The following is a 17,064-nucleotide window of genomic DNA, read 5'->3' on the forward strand; positions in this document are numbered from 1 at the left end:
TTGCGACTGCTCGCGAGAAAAAAGTTACCAGCCTTCGGTCAGCACCCGGTCCAGCGCGTCGACGTAGAAGTCGGCGCCCTCGACGTCAATGCACAACGGCGGCTTCGTCTTCAGGATGTTCTGGTGATCGCCGGTCGGCTGGATGATCACGCCGAGTCCGAGCATGCGGTCGCAGATCGCAGCGGTCTCCTCGGTCGCGGGCTCAAGTGTCTCTGTGTCACGGACCATCTCGACGCCGAGGTACAGCCCGATCCCGTGCACGGTGCCGATGATCGGATGCCGCTGCTGCAACTCCTGCAGGCGCGCCTTGAGATGCCCCCCGACGCGGGACGCGTTCTCCTGCAGTCCTTCCTCGCGCAGCACGTCGAGCACCGTGATGCCGATCGCGCACGACAGTGGACTGCCGCCCGTCGACGAGAAGAAGTAGCCCTGCGATGAGAATCTGTCCGCGACCTCACGGCTGGTGATCACCGCACCCAGCGGATAGCCGTTACCCGTCGACTTCGCGATCGACACGATGTCGGGCACCGCATCCTGTTGCTGAAAGCCCCAGAACCATTCGCCGAGACGGCCATACCCGACCTGGACCTCATCGGAGATGGCGAGGCCACCGCCGGCACGCACCGCGGCATACACCTGTTGCAGATAGCCGTCGGGCAACGCCATGCCGCCCGCATTGCCGTACACGCTCTCGCAGATGAAGGCCGCGGGCGCGCGACCGCTTGCGATCAGTTCCTCGATCTGCCGCACCGCGTCGGCCGCATAGAGCACGGCCTCCGCACCGCGGTACTTGCCGCGGAAGCTGTTGGGCGACTCGACCGTGTGCACCCAATCGGGCCGGGTGGCAAGCGCATTCGGATTGTCGGCGATCGACGTCGACACCGCGTCGGTGCCGTACGTCCACCCGTGGTAGGCCTCCCTGACCGCGACGACGTCGCGGCGGCCGGTCGCCGCCGTCGCCAACCGGATCGCCAGATCGCTTGCCTCCGAACCGGAATTCACCAGGAACACCGTGTCCAGCGAATCGGGCAGGGTGGCGGCCAGCCGCTCACTGAACTCGACGACCGCCTCGTAGTTGAACCGCGAATTCGTGTTGAGCTTGCGCAGCTGACGGGCCGCGGCGTCGGCGACCCGCGGGTGAGCATGGCCAAGCATGGTCACGTTGTTGACCATGTCGAGATAGGAGCGACCGCGGGTCGACAGCATGTAGTGACGCCATCCGCGCTCGATCTGCGGCGGCTCCCGGTAGTAGTGCTCCTGCACCTGCGCGAAACTCGCGTTGCGGCGTGACAACAGATCCGTCGTCGTCGACGCCTGCGCTGCGTCCAATCCGAGCAGCGGGCGCGGATCTCGCGTCAGCGCAAGCCAACCCGGTGCCAACTCCGCAGTCGTGAACAACGGTGCCTGCGGTGCGCCGACGGGCTGCACACCGACGTGCACCCACCGCTCGGCGGCTGCCTGCGCCAGCGTCTCACCGGCGCGCAGGCTGCCCGACGTGGGCGCCTGTACACCGGCCAGCGTCAGCTCGACACCGTCACCCCGAAACGTCACGACGTCGGTCGACGCGTTGACCACCTCGCCGTCCCACGGGGCACGCAGGTCGATCGTCGACGCCGGCCACATGTTGATGCCGGTCGGTACGACAGCGGGGCTTTCCTGGCTCAGCTTCGGTGCCCGGTTCAGCCGGGGCTGCCCGTATTCGGTGACCACCAGCTCGGCGCCGTCGCCGACGGCGGCCCGCGCCTGGAGATCCTCGACATCCGTTGATAGCCACCGGCCGTCGTCGTAGGCATCGGATGTCGTGGTCAGGTCCAGCGTCACCACCGGCGCATCGACGAGCGGGGTCGTCACCTCCACCGGCGCAGCCGCCCGGCTCAGCCCGAGGTCGGCCTTGATGACCTCGGTCATGACGTCCATCGGCACCGACGTGGCCTGTTCGAACATGCGCCATTCGCCGTCGGACTGCTCGGTCACGTAGTCGTTGTCCGGGTCCAGCGCAGCCTGCTGCGCGCCGCTGACGATCAGCACCGCCGTCCGCAACGCCAACAGCGGCCACAGTGCTTCGGCCTCGGCCGCCGACAGCGGCCGAATCCTGTTGAACGCCTGGATCACCGGCAGCACCGAGGTCGGATCGCTGCCGGCATGCCCGAGTACGCACGACGCCGTGATCGCCAGCTCGGCCACCGCCCAGCTGTCCGTGAGATCGCCGAAGTCGATGACCCCGTCCGCGCGGACTCCGCCCCGATCGCGTGACACCACGACGTTCGCATCGGTGAGATCCAGATGGACCGCCTGGCGCGGCAATTCCTCGGCCAGCGGTGCGATACGCGACCATGCCTGCTGCGCCGCGGTCTCCAGTGCGGCCCGGTGCGCCGCGTCGGGAACGTGTGAAAGCAGTTGGGCGACAACGTCGGCGCCGTAGCGCAGATCCCATTGCAGCACTCGGTCCAGTCCGGGATGAAAGAAACCGGCCAGGGCCCGGCTCACCCGACCCGCGACGTCACCGAGACCGGCAGCGACCGTGGGCGACAGGTAGCCGTCCTCCAGCAGCGTTCCGCCAGGCAGGTAGCGCAGCAGCCGCACATAGGCCGTGCCGTCCACCAACCCCGTTATCGCCGTGCACTTCTCGCCTGCGACGTTCGGCATCGGCACAGCGACCCGCAGTTCGGGCTCAGCCCGCGCGATCAGGTCCGCCGCAAGGTCCTGTGCCTCGAGCTCGGTTGCGTTGAAGGCCGGGTTCGCAATCTTCAACACCCCGGCGATCGCGCCGTCCTCGGCGACGACCGTGAAGTTGCGATCCTGCTGACTACCCAGCGATTTGGCGCGGGCACGCAATCCGTAGTGCTCGCGCAGAATCTGCTCAGCCTGTTCCTCGCTGACTTGCGGAGCCGGCAGCTCCGGCTCCTCGAGGAAATTGAATCCGACGTTCACTTGCAGACGAACTGCACCACGACTTCGGAGAATGCGTCGTTGTCGTCCCCGGCGGCCGTGTGCCCGGCCTCGGAGAGTTCGACGAACTCGGCGCGGGGCACCTTCTCGAGAAAGTCCTTGACACCTTCAGTGCTGACCACATCGGAGAGCTTGCCACGGATCAGCAGGATCGGGATGGTCGAATCGACCACTGCGCGCTCCAGCTTCTCCACCCGGACGAACGGGTCGTCGAGCGGTGCGGTGAGAAACGCCGGATCCCAATGCCAGTACCACCGGCCGTCGCGTAGGCGCAGGTTCTTCTTCAACCCGTCTGGACTGCGGGGCTTGGTGCGATACGGCAGATACGCGGCAACCGCGTCGGCGGCTTCGTCGAGCGACGCGAAACCGTCCATCCCGCTGGCCATGAACTCGCGAATGCGGGCGCTTCCGTCCTTCTCATACCGGGGCACCACGTCCACGAGCACGAGTTTGGTCACCTTCTCCGGGCCGGCGGCCTCAGCGACGAGCATCCCCGTCATTCCGCCCATGCTCGCGCCGATCAGGATCACCGGCCGACCGATCCGGTCGATGACGGCAAGCGTGTCGCTGCACAGCGCGTCCACCGTGTAGTTCGCCTTCGGCGCCCGATCGCTGTCACCGTGTCCGCGGCTGTCCAGCGCGACGACGTGCAGACCGTGATCGGCCAGGATCTGCCCGGTTTTCTTCCACGAGAACCTGTTCTGGCCGCCGCCGTGCAGCATGAGCACCGTCGGTCGGTCCGCGGCCGAGGACGCCCCGCGGTTCCACTCATCGGCGACCAGGGTGATCTCGGTGTCCTCGGCGGGCACTCGGTACTTCACCGTTTGCGGTTCGCTGGCTGTGCTGCTCACAGACGTCCTCTCGGCTGGGCCCCGACCGGTCACGTTACTCAGCAGGAATTTGCGGCCAACTTGGACCCGCTGGCGGGCGCCGTCCATACACTTCGGTACGTGCAGCCAGAGACCGCCTCGGATGCCGACGACAGGGAGTGCATCATCGAGGCCGCGTACAGCTGTCTGTCGCAGCCGCACAGCGGTGCCATCCCCGTCGCGGCCATCCTGGAGCGCGCCGGGGTATCGACGCGGGCCTTTTACCGCCATTTCGAGTCCAAAGACGAACTGTTCCTGGCGATGTTGCGCGAGGAGACGGAAGCGTTGTCCGAACGTCTGGATCGCATCTGCACCGACGTGGGCGGCGGTCCGGTCGATCAACTCAGGGCCTGGATCGCGGGCATGTTCGTGGTCATCTTCGACGACCAGACGCGGATGCATTTCACTGTCATCGATTCCGACGAAGTGCGCGCCGCGAGGGGCTACCGGGAGGCGCGGGAGCAATCCCATCACGACCGCGAACGGTCGCTGGTCAAGATTCTGCGGCGCGGCCGCGACGACGGCACGTTTCCGTTGACGGATCCCGAACAGGATGCGGTCGCGATCAGCGCGGTCATCAGCAGGGTGATGGTCAGTCAGCACTACGAAGACCAGGAAGGGGTGCAGCGCGCACAGGACCGTGTCCTGGACTTCGCGTTGAGGGCACTGGGCGCGAAACCGCGATGAGTTTGTTCCCCGACAGGGGTCAGTTCTGACATGCCATCGATAACGCCCAGCCTGTGGTTCGACAACAACCTCGAAGAAGCCGCCGCGTTCTACACGGCGATCTTCCCGAACTCCGCGATCGAGCGACTGTACCGCTATAACGAGGCCGGACCAGGGACGCCCGGCGACGTCGCCTGGGGCACATTCGTGCTGGACGGCCAGCGGTTCCTCGGCATCAACGGCGGTCCTGACTTCCCGTTCACCGAGGCGGTGTCATTCGAGATCCGCTGTACGGACCAGGCCGAGGTCGATTACTACTGGGAGCGGCTGGTCGACGGGGGTGAGGAGTCGCAGTGCGGCTGGCTCAAGGACCGATTCGGTCTGAGCTGGCAGATCACCCCCGACCGGCTTTATGAGCTGCTCGAAGACCCCGCCACCGAGGTCGCGGCGACCCGGGCGATGCTCACCATGCGCAAGCTCGTCATCGCCGAATTGGAGGACGCCGTCGGCGTCAAGTAAATCTCTATTTAACGGTTACGACTACTAAATTTCTTCTCGGAAGTAGCCTTTTGTATGCCTTCCGGGGGGAGTGACACATCCGCGATGGTCCTGTTGCCGACGACGAAATGTGTGATGCTACGGTCACCGGCGTCGTACTCCCGTGCGTTCAAACACGGCGTCGACGCATTGCAGGGGATCGGTTATGTCGGAAGGAAGTAGGTAGTGGTCGCTTCCTCCATCATCGGAAAGCCCGTTCGCGCAGTCGGCGGCTTCTACGGGATGGCGCTCGACACGTTCGTCGCGATGTTCAGGCCACCGTTCGCGTGGCGCGAGTTCATCACGCAGGCGTGGTTCGTCGCGCGGGTGTCGATCGTGCCGACGTTGATGCTGACGATTCCCTACACCGTGCTGTTGACGTTCACCTTCAACATTCTGCTCAGGGAGTTCGGCGCGGCCGACTTCTCCGGCACGGGCGCTGCTCTCGGCACGGTGCGGCAGATCGGGCCGATCGTGACTGTGCTCGTGGTCGCCGGTGCAGGTGCGACCGCCATGTGCGCCGACCTCGGCGCCCGCACCATCCGTGAAGAACTCGACGCTCTTCGGGTGATGGGTGTCGATCCGATCCAGGCACTTGTGGTCCCGCGCGTGCTGGCCGCGACGTTGGTGTCGCTGGCGCTCTCCGCGACGGTGATCCTCGTCGGCCTCGCCGGAGCCTATTTCTTCTGCGTCTACATCCAGCACGTGTCACCGGGTGCGTTCGCGGCAGGCCTGACCCTGATCATCGGCGCGCTCGACGTCACCATCGCCTTGATCAAGGCGGCGCTGTTCGGGCTTTCCGCGGGTCTAATCGCTTGCTACAAGGGTATTTCCGTCGGCGGCGGCCCCGCGGGCGTCGGCAACGCGGTCAACGAGACGGTGGTCTTCACGTTCATGGCACTGTTCGCGATCAACGTCGTCGCGACGGCGGTTGCGGTGCGGGTGACGCTGTGAGCAGTCCACCGTTGGAGCGGACCCGCCGGCCGATCGACCGGCGCTTCCCAAGGTTGGCGAGGCGACTCGACAACTGGGTCGGCGCGTGGAACCACATCGGCACGCAGACGAAGTTCTACGGCAAGACGCTGCGCAGCGTCGGCTACGTGTTCACCCACTACCGGATAGAACTGCTGCGGATCATCGCCCAGATGGGGCTGGGAACCGGCGCTTTGGTGGTGATCGGCGGAACGGTCGCGATCGTCGGGTTCCTGACCGTGACGACCGGCGCGCTGGTCGCGGTCCAGGGCTACACCGACTTCTCCGAAATCGGCGTCGAGGCGTTGACCGGTTTCGCGTCGGCCTTCTTCAACGTCCGCCTCATCGCGCCCGCGACCACGGCCATCGCACTTGCGGCCACGATCGGCGCCGGCGCCACGGCGCAACTCGGCGCCATGCGGATCAACGAGGAGATCGACGCGCTCGAGGTGATGGGCATCCGCAGCGTCGCCTATCTGGCGTCCACCCGGGTGATCGCCGGCCTCGTCGTAGTGATCCCGCTCTACTGCGTCGGCGTGCTCGCCTCGTTCTGGGCCGCCCGGTTCGGCACAACCGTCATCTACGGCCAGTCGACGGGCGTCTACGACCACTACTTCAGGACGTTCCTGAACCCCACCGACCTGGTCTGGTCCTTCGTGCAGAGCATCGCGATGGCGATCGTGATCATGTTGATCCACACCTATTACGGCTTCTCGGCAAGCGGCGGACCCGCGGGCGTGGGCGAGGCGGTCGGCCGGGCGGTGCGGACCTCTCTGATCGTCGCGGCGTTCGTGGTGATGATGATCTCGCTCGCGGTGTACGGGCAGTCCGGCAACTTCAACCTGGCTGGATGACGCCATGGCTGACGTGAGAGACGACGAAGGACTGCACCCCGCTTGGTGGACGCTGATCCTGGTGCTGATCGTGGTCGGCTCCGTCTGGCTGACGTGGGCGTTGTTCACCGGCTCACTGCGCAAGTTCGTGCCGGTCACTCTGACGTCTGAGCGGTCCGGCCTGGTGATGGAGACCGATGCCAAGGTCAAGCTGCGCGGCGTTCAGGTCGGGCGGGTCGCCGCGATCGAAGGCGGCACCGAGCCGGTGAAGCTGCAGCTCGAGATCGACCCCGACCAGATCGAGCACATCCCGGCCAATGTCGAGGCGCAGATCCGCGCCACGACCGTGTTCGGCGCCAAGTTCGTCGACCTCGTGTACCCGAAAGATCCCAGCCCGCAGCGCCTGAGGGCCGGGCAGGTCCTGGTGTCACGCAACGTCAGCGTCGAGGTCAACACCGTGTTCGAGAACGTGGTCGGCGTGCTCGACAAGATCGACCCGGCGAAGCTCAACAGCGTGCTGTCGGCGCTCGCCGAAGGCGTTCGCGGTAAGGGCGCGGAGATCGGCCAGGCGACCACCGACGCCAACGAGGTGTTGCTCGCGCTGAATCCGCGCAGCGAGAAGGTTCGCGAGGACTGGCAGGCGCTGCGGGACTTCAGCGATACGTACAGCGATGCGGCGCAAGGCATTCTCGCGACGCTGAATGCGGCCAGCACGACGAGCGAAACCATCACCAAGCATGCGGACGCGCTGGATGCGTTGCTGCTCAGCACAATCGGGCTTTCCAACAGCGGCATCAGCCTGCTGGCGCCCAGTCAGGCCAACCTGATCAAGGCCATCAATGTGCTGCAGCCGACGACCAAGCTGCTGTACAAGTACAACCCGACCTACACGTGCCTGTTGGTGGGCGCAAAGTACCTGCTCGACCACGGCGGCTATGAGGCGCCTGGCGGCAATGGGCGGTCGATCGTCCTTGATGCCGGCCTCGCGCTCGGCGACGATCCCTACAGTTACCCAAGGCATTTGCCCATCATCGGCGCCAAGGGTGGCCCCGGTGGTAAGCCGAGCTGCGGGTCGTTGCCCAACGTCAAGGAGAACTGGCCCGTCCGCCAACTCATCACGAACACCGGCTTCGGAACGGGCATCGACTGGCGCCCCAACCCCGGCATCGGCTTCCCCGGCTACGTCAACTATCTGCCGACGACGCGCGCGGTGCCCGAACCGCCCAGCATCCGGAATCTGTTCGGCGGGCCTGCGATCGGACCGATTCCGTATCCGGGTGCGCCTGCCTACGGGGCACCGCTGTACGCCCCGGACGGCACGCCGTTGTGGCCGGGACTGCCGCCTGCACCTCCGCCGGGAGCGCCGCGCGATCCGGGGCCGACGCCGGGTTCGGAGCCGTTCGTGGTGCACGCGCCGGCCTTCCAACAGCCGACGCCGTTGCCGCCGGTTCCGTTGCCGCACTTCGCCGCACCCGGACCTTGACCCCTTTGACTGACACTTCGACCGAGAAAGGAATGCCGACATGACTGGGAGCTGGCGCAGCGCTCTGGTTCGTCTCGGCGTTTTCCTGGCCGTGTGTCTTCTGGGTGTCTTCGCGTTGTATGCGGTGTTCGGGCAGTTGCGCTTCGGCGAGAAGTCGAACACGTACAAGGCCGAGTTCCTCAACGTGACAGGCCTGGAGGAGGGCGACTTCGTCCGCATCGCGGGTGTGGAGGTCGGCAAGGTCGAGAAGATCTCGATACAGCCGGACACGACCGCCCTCGTCGAGTTCACCGCCGACGATTCGGTCGTGCTCACCGACGGCAACCGGGCGGTGATCCGTTACGACGATCTGATCGGCGGTCGCTACCTCTCGTTGGTCGAGGGCGCAGGAGGCACGACGAAGGTCAAGCCGGGGGACACGATTCCGTTGGCCAGGACCTCTCCGGCGCTGGATCTCGATGCGTTGATCGGCGGCTTCCGGCCGTTGTTCTCGGCTCTGGATCCCGATCAGGTGAATGCGTTGTCCGGCCAGTTGATTCAGGCATTCGAGGGACAGGGCGCGACGATCGGATCGTTCCTGACGCAAACCGCGGCGCTGACGAACACGCTCGCCGACCGGGATCAGTTGATCGGAGAGGTCATCGTCAATCTGAACACCGTGCTGGGGTCGCTGGGCGGCCAGAGTGACCAGTTCTCAAAGGCGGTGGAGTCGCTGTCCGAACTGGTGCAGGGTCTGGCGGAACGCAGAACCGAGATCAGTAATGGACTCGCGTACACGAACGCGGCCGCGGGCAGCGTCGCGGATCTGCTGTCGGAGGCCAGGCCGCCGTTCGCGAAGACCATCCACGAGACGGACCGGTCGGCGGGAATCGTGGTGGCCGACCATGACTACTTCGACAACCTGCTCAACACGCTTCCGGACGCCTACCAGGCGCTCGGCCGACAGGGCCTGTACGGCGACTTCTTCTCGTTCTATCTCTGCGACATCGTCCTCAAGCTCAACGGCAAGGGCGGCCAGCCCGTCTACGTAAAGGTTGCCGGCCAGTCGACGGGGAGGTGTGCGCCGCGATGAAGCCGTTCTCCGAACGCAGTCCGTTCATCATGGGGGCCATCGGGCTCACACTGACCGCGGCGATCGTGTTGATCTCGCTGCAGTACGACAAGATCCCCTTCCTCAACCAGACCAATGAGTACTCCGCGTACTTCGCCGAAGCCGGTGGTCTCACAACGGGTGTGGCCGTTCAGGTTTCGGGATTCCAGGTCGGTGAGGTGCAGTCGATCGAACTGGACGGGCCGCAGGTCTTGATCAAGTTCACGGTGGACAAGGACATCGCCCTGGGCGACCGCACCGAAGCGGCGATCAAGACCAAGGGTCTGCTGGGCACGAAGATCCTCGAAGTCACATCGAGGGGCGACGGCCGGCTGGAGGGCACCATCCCGAAAAACCGCACGACGTCGCCGTACCAGCTGCCGGACGCCCTTGGCGAGCTCGCGACGACGATCAGCGGCCTTGACACGACCCAACTCTCCGATTCGCTTCGCGTGGTGGCGGATACGTTCTCCGAGACGCCACCCGAACTGCGGGTCGCGGTCGAAGGTGTGGCCCGGTTCTCGGAGACGCTGAACGAACGCGACGCGGAATTGCGCGAACTGCTCACCAACGCCAACAAGTCGACGGCCGTACTGGCCGAGCGCAGTGGCCAGATCGTCTCGCTGGTCAAAGACACCAACGCACTGCTGGCCGAGCTGCAGAACCAAGCCGCCGCAGTGGATCAGATCTCGGCGAGCGTCTCGGCGCTGAGCCAACAGCTGCAGGGTTTCATCGACGAGAACCGCGAGACGATGAAGCCGGCGATCGACAAGCTCAACGGCGTGCTGACGGTCCTCGACAACCGCAAGGAGCGGTTGCAGAAGGGGCTGAAACTGGTGAGCTCCTACGCGATGTCGCTGGGTGAGGCGGTCTCGTCCGGACCGTTCTTCAAGAACTACATCGCCAACCTGCTGCCGGGCCAGTTCCTGCAGCCGTTCATCGACGTGGCGTTCTCGGACCTCGGCCTTGATCCCAATGTGCTGTTGCCGTCCGAGCGCACCGATGCGCCGGTCGGCCAGCCGGGCTTGCCCGCCATGCCGGTGCCGTACCCGCGCACCGGGCAGGGCGGCGAACCGCATCTGAATCTGCCCGACGCCATCACCGGCAATCCCGGTGACCAGGGATGCGGTCCCCCCGGCATACCGCTGCCCGGCCCAACCGGCTGCTACCCGTACCGCGAACCGCTGCCTGCGCCGCCGCCTGGCGGACCGCCGCCTGGACCGCCCGCGGAGGCACCGCCGGGGCAGCGCTCCATTCCGGTCCCGACGCCGACCCCGGTGATGGTTCCCGCGCCGGGTGAAGCGCCGCCGCTGACGGGGGAGGCGGGACAGTGAACCGCGTCCGCAAGAGCTGGCTGGCCGCCGCACTCGTCGTGCTGTTGGTCGCCGGTGTGGTCGTGCTGTTCCGGACCAGCGACACCATCAACCGCACCAACGTCGTTGCGTACTTCGAGAACAGCAACGGCATCTACGAGGGTGACGACGTCCGGATCCTCGGCGTGAACGTCGGGCGCATCACCAAGATCGAGCCCGAGCCCAATCGGGTCAAGATCTCGTTCTGGTACGACAGCAAGTACAAGGTGCCCGCCGACGCCAATGCCGCGATCCTGTCGCCGACCCTGGTGACCTCTCGTGCCATCCAGCTGACCCCGGTCTACACCGGCGGTCCCACGATGGCCGACGACGCGGTGATCCCGCGCGAGCGCACCGTCGTACCGGTCGAGTGGGACACGCTGCGGAAGCAACTCGAAAGGATCGCCAAGGAGCTGCAGCCGACGGAACCGGGTGGAGTGAGTCCGCTGGGTGCGGTCATCAACACCACCGCCGCAAACCTGCGCGGCCAGGGCGTGAACATCCGCGACACGGTGATCAAGTTGTCGCAGGCGTTTTCGGCCCTCGGCGACAAGAGCACCGACATTTTCTCGACCATCAAGAACCTGTCGATCCTCGTTTCCGCGTTGCAGGACAGCACGACCTTGATGCGTCAGCTCAACCAGAACCTGGCATCGGTGACCGGTCTGCTCGCCGACAGTCCCAACGAGGTGGCCGACGCGGTACGTGACTTCAACGCCGTCGTCGGTGAGGTGCAGACGTTCGTGGCGGAGAATCGCGAATCGTTGGGCACCACATCGGACAAGCTGGCGGGCGTCACCCAGGCGCTGCACGACAGCCTCGATGACGTGAAGCAATTCCTGCACGTCGCGCCCAACTCATTCCAGAACTACGTCAACGTGTATCAGCCCGCGCAGGGTGGGGCGAGCGCCATCCTGGCGGTCAACAACTTCGCCAACCCGATCAGCTTCCTGTGCGGTGCCGTGCAGGCGGCGTCGCGACTCAACGCGGAGCAGTCGGCGAAGCTGTGCGTGCAATACCTTGCCCCGATCATCAAGAACCGTCAGTACAACTTCCCGCCGATCGGCCAGAACCTCTTCGTCGGTGCCCAGGCGCGGCCGAACGAGATCACCTACAGCGAGGAGTGGATGCGGCCCAACTACATTCCGCCGCAACCGCCTGTCGCACCTCCGCCGCCGGCGCCCGACGGTGCGGCACCTCCGCCGCCACCCGGGCCCCCGCTGCCCGCCGAGGCGGTCGTCGCCACGAATCCGGCCGACGGACTCCAGGGCATGATGATGCCGACGGGGGTGGTGGGACCGTGATGCGAATTCGCTTGTGTGCCAGCGTAGGACTGCTGGTCCTCGGCCTCGTCGTGTCCGGATGCGCGGACTGGCAGGGGCTGAACTCGCTCCCGTTGCCCGGGGTTCAGGGCCGCGGTCCCGGCTCGTTCACGATCCAGGCGCAGATGCCCGACGTCGACAACATCGAGCCGAACTCCCGGGTGCGCGTCGCGGACGTCACCGTCGGCAACGTGACCAAGATCGAGCGGCAGGGCTGGCACGCCTTGGTCACCATGGAACTCAATGAGAATGTCCAACTTCCGGCCAACGCGACCGCCAAACTCGGACAGACCAGCCTGCTGGGTTCCCTGCACATCGAGCTCGCACCGCCCACCGAAGAGGCGCCGCAGGGCAGACTGCACGAGGGTTCGCTGATCCCGCTGAAGTCGTCGGGTAACTATCCGAGCACCGAGCAGACGCTGGCGGCCGTCGCCCTGCTGCTCAACGGGGGTGGGATCGGCCATATCCACGAAATCACAGAGGCATTCAGCACCGCGTGGGCCGGGCGTGAAGCCGAGCTGCGCAGCCTGATCGAGCAGCTCGACGTGTTCATCGGCTACGTGAACGACCAAAAAGGCGACATCATCGAGGCCAACGAGAGTCTGAACAACCTCGTGGGCCAGTTCGCCGAGCAGAAGCCGGTGGTGGACAAGGCATTACGCACGATTCCCAATGCGCTCGAGGTGCTGAAGGATCAGCGGAACAATCTTGCCGAGGCACTCGTACAGCTGGGCAGGTTCAGCGCGCTGGCCGCCGATTCCGTCAACCAAACCAAGGAAGCGCTCGTCCAGGAGCTCAAAGACATCGGGCCGGTGCTGGAGTCGCTGGCCAATGCGGGCCCCGCGCTCACCAGGGCGCTCAGCTTCCTGCCGACGTTCCCGTTCCCGAAAGAGACGCTGACCAACTGGATTCGGGGCGACTACGCCAACTTGTCATTGGTCGTCGACATGACGCTGAGCCGCCTCGACCAGGGTTTGTTCGTCGGGACGCGGTTCGAATGCAACCTGACGTGGATGGAGCTGCAGTGGGGCCGCACCATCGGCCAGCTGCCAAGCCCGTGCAACCAAAACGTCCCGCCGCCCGGCGGCAACCCGTTGCTCGTGGCTTATCGCTGGGATCAGGGGCCGTGACATGCGAATGACTCGACAGATCGTTATCCAGCTGCTGATCTTCTCCATGCTGGCCGTTGTGGCGCTTGGGATCATGGTCATCTCGTACATGCGCCTGCCCGCACTCATGGGTATCGGCGAGTACCGCGTCACGCTGGAGCTGCCGGAAGCCGGTGGGCTCTATCCACGGGGCAACGTCACATATCGCGGCACCCAGGTCGGCATCGTCAAGAGCGTCAAGCTCACCAACAACGGTGTCGCCGCTGATCTTTCGCTCGACTCCGATGTGCCCATCCCCGCCGATCTCATCGCCGAGGTGCACAGCGTGTCGGCGGTCGGTGAGCTGTATGTGCAGCTGATTCCGCAGAGCGGCGAAGGCCCGAAGCTGAAGAACGGCGACGTCATCCCGCAGGATCGGGCGCGCGTGCCCATCGACGTCAACACCGTCCTGGACGCCACCAACCGCGGCCTTGCCGTGATCCCGCGCGAGAATCTGCAAACGGCAGTGGACGAGGCGTACACGGCGTTCGGGGGACTCGGGCCCGAACTGTCCCGGTTGGTCGACGGCGGCACCGCGTTGGCCATCGACGCCCGCAAGAATCTCGACTCGTTGACGAACGTGATCGATCGGTCGAAACCGATCCTCGATTCCCAGACCGACAGCGGCGGCGCGATCCGGGCGTGGGCGTCCAACCTCGCGTCGATCACCGAGCAGCTGCAGTCCCAGGACCCCGCAGTGGCCGGGATCCTGGAGAAGGGACCGGGCGCTGCGGAAGAGGTGCGGGCACTGTTCGACCGGTTGCAGCCCACGCTGCCGATCGTGTTGGCCAACCTGGTGAGCATCGGCGAAGTCGCCGTCGCCTACCAGCCCAGCCTCGAGCAGCTGCTGGTGTTGTTGCCGCAGGGCACCGCGACGACCCAGGCGATCGGTGTGGCCAAGGCGAACACCAAACAGGACTACATGGGCGACTACCTGACGCTGAACCTCAACCTGAACCTGCCGCCACCATGCACGACCGGATTCCTTCCGACACAGCAGCAGCGGGTGCCTGCGCTGCAGGACTATCCGGACCGGCCGGCCGGCGACGTGTACTGCCGTATCCCGCAGGACGCCCCGTTCAACGTCCGCGGTGCCCGCAACCTTCCGTGCGTGACGGTGCCGGGCAAACGTGCGCCCACGGTGAAGATGTGCGAGAGCGACGAGCAGTACGTGCCGCTCAACGACGGCTACAACTGGAAGGGCGATCCCAACGGCACCCTGTCCGGGCAGTCGATTCCCCAGCTGCCACCTGGTACTCCACCTGCAGAAGTAGCTCATCCGCCAGGTCCGGCGCCACCGCCGATAGCGGCCGCCGAATATGATCCTGCGACTGGCACGTATGTTGGGCCGGACGGACGCGAGTACACACAGTCCAACCTGGCCCGAGGCGCCGCAGAGGAGCAAACATGGCAGACGATGCTGCTGCCCCCGACGGGGAACTGACCGAGACTTCGGCGGCGGAGGAAGAACAGTCCGGCGCCGCCGAGCCCGAATCGGCCGCGGAGGAGGCCGGGACCGAGTCGGACAGCGAAGGCACCGAGGGCACTGAAGTCACCGAAGCCGCCGAAGAGACCGCTGATGCGGACGACGACGGCGACGAGGCGAGCGATGACGCCGATGAGAAGGCCACCGAGGGCGGCGACCAGGAGACGTCGGCGCCTGCCAAGAAGCGGATATCGCACGTTCGGCTGGCGACGATTGCCGGGCTGGTGGCGGTGCTCGCGCTCGGCGGTCTGGCCGGCTGGTCGGGATACCGCGCCTATGCGGCGTACCAGGGCGAGAAGCAGCGACAACTGTTCCTGCAAGTCGGCAGGCAGGGCGCGCTCAATCTGACGACGATCGATTGGGAGCACGCCGAGGCAGATGTGCAGCGCGTGCTCGACTCGGCCACCGGAACGTTCTACGACGATTTCCAGAACCGTGCGGCGCCCTTCGTCGAGGTCGTCAAGCAGGCGCAGTCGAAATCGGTCGGCACGATCGCCGAGGCGGGGTTGGAGTCGGCGACCAAGGATGAGGGCCGAGTGCTCGTCGCGGTGACCGTCAACACCTCGAATATCGGTGCCCCCCAGCAGGAGCCGCGCGCCTGGCGGATGCGGCTGACCGTGACGAAGGTTGGTGACGACGCGAAAGTGTCCAACGTGGAGTTCGTGCCGTGAGCAAGAGACACCGGATGCCCGCTGGTGGCGCCAAGAGCGACAAGGAATCCGCTGAGGTGACCGAAGAGGCCACGACCGAGGAGTCTAAGGCGACCGAAGAGGCCCCAACCGAAGAGACTTCGGATGCGACGGAGGCTTCAGACGCGGCGGATAAGGACACCAAGGACACCGAGGACGCCAAGGAAGACGCCGAAACCGCTGAGGAATGGCCGGAATCCAGCGACGAGCCGGAGAAGGCCAAGCGCAAGATTCAATGGTCACGCGTCGTCGCCTACGGCATACTGCCGGGACTCGCGCTGCTGCTCGCACTGGGTGCGGGGTACGCACGGTGGCAGTACACCTCGAGCAACTACAGCGCGTTGCCGCCTGCCGCGTCGGAACAGCACCCTTCTCCGGCAATGGAGTCGATGAATGCGGCCAGGGACAGCACGATCAAGATGCTGTCGTACAAGCCGGATACCGTCGGCGAGCAACTCAACGCCGCCCGTGATCTGCTGACCGGTGACTTCCGCGATTCGTACACAACGCTGATCAACGACGTCGTGATCCCGGGCGCCCAGCAGAAGCAGATCTCCGCTGTCGCATCGGTTCCCGCGGTGGCATCGGTCTCGGCCGATCCTAAGCACGCCGTGGTGTTGGTGTTCGTCAACCAAACCGTGGTCGTCGGGCAGGATCTGCCTTCAGACACCGCATCAAGCGTCCGTGTGACCCTGGACAAGATCGACGGCCGCTGGCTGATCTCGGAGTTCGAACCCGTCTGATGCTCGAGCCCGAAACCATCGACGTCGCGACGCCGGCTGTCGGGCTCCGTGCGTTGACGTGGGGGCGCGAGGATGCGCCGATCGCGTTGTGCCTGCACGGTTTTCCCGACACCGCCTACGGGTGGCGCAAGATGGCACCGGTGCTGGTCGACGCGGGCTGGCGGGTGGTTGCGCCGTTCATGCGGGGTTATGCGCCGTCATCACTACCGAAGGACGGCAGCTATCACATCGGCGCGTACATGGATGACGCGCTGCGGGTCCTCGACGCCGTCGGGGCTACAGGCCGCGACGTGATCATCGGTCACGACTGGGGCGCCATGGCGGGGACCGGGCTTGCGGCGATGCCGGACAGCCCGTTCAAGAAGGCGGTGATCATGTCGGTGCCGCCGAGTGCGTCGTTCCGTCCGCCAGGGGGTCGCGTCGCCGACGTCGGCCGCCTCGTCAGGACATTGCCGGCGCAGCTGCGGCGGAGCTGGTACATCCTTTACTTCCAGTTGCCCTGGCTGCCAGAACGTTCCACCGAATGGATCGTCCCGCGACTGTGGCGAAAGTGGTCGCCCGGATACGCGGCCGACGAGGACGTCCGTCACGTCCACGCGTCCATCGGTGCCCCTGACCGTTGGCGCGCCGCGCTGGGTTTCTACCGCGCGGTCGTGCGAAACACCAAGGTACCGCCGCAGTACGCCGAACTGCACGAGCACTGGCTTGCGGCGCCGCGGATCCCGACGCTGTATCTACATGGCCGCGACGACGGTTGTGCCACAGCGGATTACGCACAGTGGGTCGAGAAGATTCTGCCGGACGGCAGCGAGGTCACGATCGTCCCGCATACCGGGCATTTCCTGCAGCTCGATCAGCCCGACGTCGTCGGACGCCACATCGCCGACTTCGTGGGATCGCCGATCTAAGCGCCTAGGCTGAACGC

Annotated in this window: 15 protein-coding genes; 13 read left to right on the forward strand and 2 right to left on the reverse strand. The window is 65.6% G+C overall.

Features of this window, described 5'->3' with window-relative positions; all coding sequences use genetic code 11:
* Nucleotides 1–24: 24 nt before the first annotated feature.
* Nucleotides 25–2,931: an aminotransferase gene (locus tag G6N43_RS09680; RefSeq protein WP_083157106.1), complete on the reverse strand. Its 2,907-nt coding sequence runs from the start codon at nucleotides 2,929–2,931 to the stop codon at nucleotides 25–27.
* Entirely contained in the window at nucleotides 2,928–3,800 is an 873-nt protein-coding gene (locus tag G6N43_RS09685) for an alpha/beta fold hydrolase (protein ID WP_179967988.1), read from the reverse strand. The genes G6N43_RS09680 and G6N43_RS09685 overlap by 4 nt, the downstream gene beginning before the upstream one ends.
* 99 nt (nucleotides 3,801–3,899) lie before the next feature.
* On the opposite strand from G6N43_RS09685, the gene G6N43_RS09690 reads away from it, so the two are divergent.
* The 13 genes from G6N43_RS09690 to G6N43_RS09750 all read left to right on the forward strand — a co-directional run bounded on the left by G6N43_RS09690 (nucleotide 3,900) and on the right by G6N43_RS09750 (nucleotide 17,047).
* Nucleotides 3,900–4,505 carry a TetR/AcrR family transcriptional regulator gene (locus G6N43_RS09690; RefSeq protein WP_179967989.1) on the forward strand — a complete coding sequence of 202 codons (606 nt, stop codon included), beginning with the start codon at nucleotides 3,900–3,902 and terminating at the stop codon, nucleotides 4,503–4,505.
* A 30-nt stretch (nucleotides 4,506–4,535) separates the two neighbouring features.
* Nucleotides 4,536–5,003, forward strand: coding sequence for a VOC family protein (locus G6N43_RS09695; RefSeq protein ID WP_083157108.1), 468 nt, complete (start codon nucleotides 4,536–4,538; stop codon nucleotides 5,001–5,003).
* 204 nt (nucleotides 5,004–5,207) lie between these two features.
* The gene (locus G6N43_RS09700; RefSeq protein WP_083157109.1) at nucleotides 5,208–5,975 is read left to right on the forward strand and encodes an MlaE family ABC transporter permease; all 768 of its coding nucleotides are present in this window, start codon (nucleotides 5,208–5,210) and stop codon (nucleotides 5,973–5,975) included.
* A 53-nt stretch (nucleotides 5,976–6,028) separates the two neighbouring features.
* Complete coding sequence (locus G6N43_RS09705) at nucleotides 6,029–6,847, forward strand: ABC transporter permease (protein ID WP_234810297.1); 819 nt, start codon at nucleotides 6,029–6,031, stop codon at nucleotides 6,845–6,847.
* 4 nt (nucleotides 6,848–6,851) lie between these two features.
* Nucleotides 6,852–8,309: an MCE family protein gene (locus tag G6N43_RS09710; protein WP_083157110.1), complete on the forward strand. Its 1,458-nt coding sequence runs from the start codon at nucleotides 6,852–6,854 to the stop codon at nucleotides 8,307–8,309.
* A gap of 40 nt (nucleotides 8,310–8,349) precedes the next feature.
* Complete coding sequence (locus tag G6N43_RS09715) at nucleotides 8,350–9,381, forward strand: virulence factor Mce family protein (RefSeq protein WP_083157111.1); 1,032 nt, start codon at nucleotides 8,350–8,352, stop codon at nucleotides 9,379–9,381.
* The gene (locus G6N43_RS09720) at nucleotides 9,378–10,733 is read left to right on the forward strand and encodes an MCE family protein (RefSeq protein ID WP_083157145.1); all 1,356 of its coding nucleotides are present in this window, start codon (nucleotides 9,378–9,380) and stop codon (nucleotides 10,731–10,733) included. Before G6N43_RS09715 ends, G6N43_RS09720 begins: the two co-directional genes overlap by 4 nt.
* Entirely contained in the window at nucleotides 10,730–12,055 is a 1,326-nt protein-coding gene (locus tag G6N43_RS09725; protein WP_083157112.1) for a virulence factor Mce family protein, read from the forward strand. The genes G6N43_RS09720 and G6N43_RS09725 overlap by 4 nt, the downstream gene beginning before the upstream one ends.
* Nucleotides 12,055–13,203, forward strand: coding sequence for a virulence factor Mce family protein (locus tag G6N43_RS09730; RefSeq protein ID WP_083157113.1), 1,149 nt, complete (start codon nucleotides 12,055–12,057; stop codon nucleotides 13,201–13,203). The genes G6N43_RS09725 and G6N43_RS09730 overlap by 1 nt, the downstream gene beginning before the upstream one ends.
* Before the next feature lies 1 nt (nucleotide 13,204).
* Nucleotides 13,205–14,665, forward strand: a complete 1,461-nt coding sequence (locus G6N43_RS09735; RefSeq protein ID WP_083157114.1) for an MCE family protein — start codon at nucleotides 13,205–13,207, stop codon at nucleotides 14,663–14,665.
* A complete protein-coding gene (locus G6N43_RS09740; RefSeq protein ID WP_083157115.1) occupies nucleotides 14,629–15,378 on the forward strand; it encodes an Rv1363c family protein in 750 nt (249 codons plus the stop codon). Before G6N43_RS09735 ends, G6N43_RS09740 begins: the two co-directional genes overlap by 37 nt.
* Complete coding sequence (locus G6N43_RS09745) at nucleotides 15,375–16,139, forward strand: hypothetical protein (protein ID WP_234810296.1); 765 nt, start codon at nucleotides 15,375–15,377, stop codon at nucleotides 16,137–16,139. Before G6N43_RS09740 ends, G6N43_RS09745 begins: the two co-directional genes overlap by 4 nt.
* A complete protein-coding gene (locus G6N43_RS09750) occupies nucleotides 16,139–17,047 on the forward strand; it encodes an alpha/beta fold hydrolase (RefSeq protein WP_083157117.1) in 909 nt (302 codons plus the stop codon). The genes G6N43_RS09745 and G6N43_RS09750 overlap by 1 nt, the downstream gene beginning before the upstream one ends.
* Nucleotides 17,048–17,064 lie beyond the last annotated feature (17 nt).

The organism is Mycolicibacterium moriokaense (assembly GCF_010726085.1).
Lineage (GTDB): Bacteria > Actinomycetota > Actinomycetes > Mycobacteriales > Mycobacteriaceae > Mycobacterium > Mycobacterium moriokaense.

Coding starts and splice junctions, on each gene's coding strand:
- G6N43_RS09695 (WP_083157108.1), top strand. CDS start 4,536: ATGCCATCGATAACGCCCAGCCTGTGGTTCGACAACAACCTCGAAGAA.
- G6N43_RS09710 (WP_083157110.1), top strand. CDS start 6,852: ATGGCTGACGTGAGAGACGACGAAGGACTGCACCCCGCTTGGTGGACG.
- G6N43_RS09715 (WP_083157111.1), top strand. CDS start 8,350: ATGACTGGGAGCTGGCGCAGCGCTCTGGTTCGTCTCGGCGTTTTCCTG.
- G6N43_RS09720 (WP_083157145.1), top strand. CDS start 9,378: ATGAAGCCGTTCTCCGAACGCAGTCCGTTCATCATGGGGGCCATCGGG.
- G6N43_RS09730 (WP_083157113.1), top strand. CDS start 12,055: ATGCGAATTCGCTTGTGTGCCAGCGTAGGACTGCTGGTCCTCGGCCTC.
- G6N43_RS09735 (WP_083157114.1), top strand. CDS start 13,205: ATGCGAATGACTCGACAGATCGTTATCCAGCTGCTGATCTTCTCCATG.
- G6N43_RS09740 (WP_083157115.1), top strand. CDS start 14,629: ATGGCAGACGATGCTGCTGCCCCCGACGGGGAACTGACCGAGACTTCG.
- G6N43_RS09750 (WP_083157117.1), top strand. CDS start 16,139: ATGCTCGAGCCCGAAACCATCGACGTCGCGACGCCGGCTGTCGGGCTC.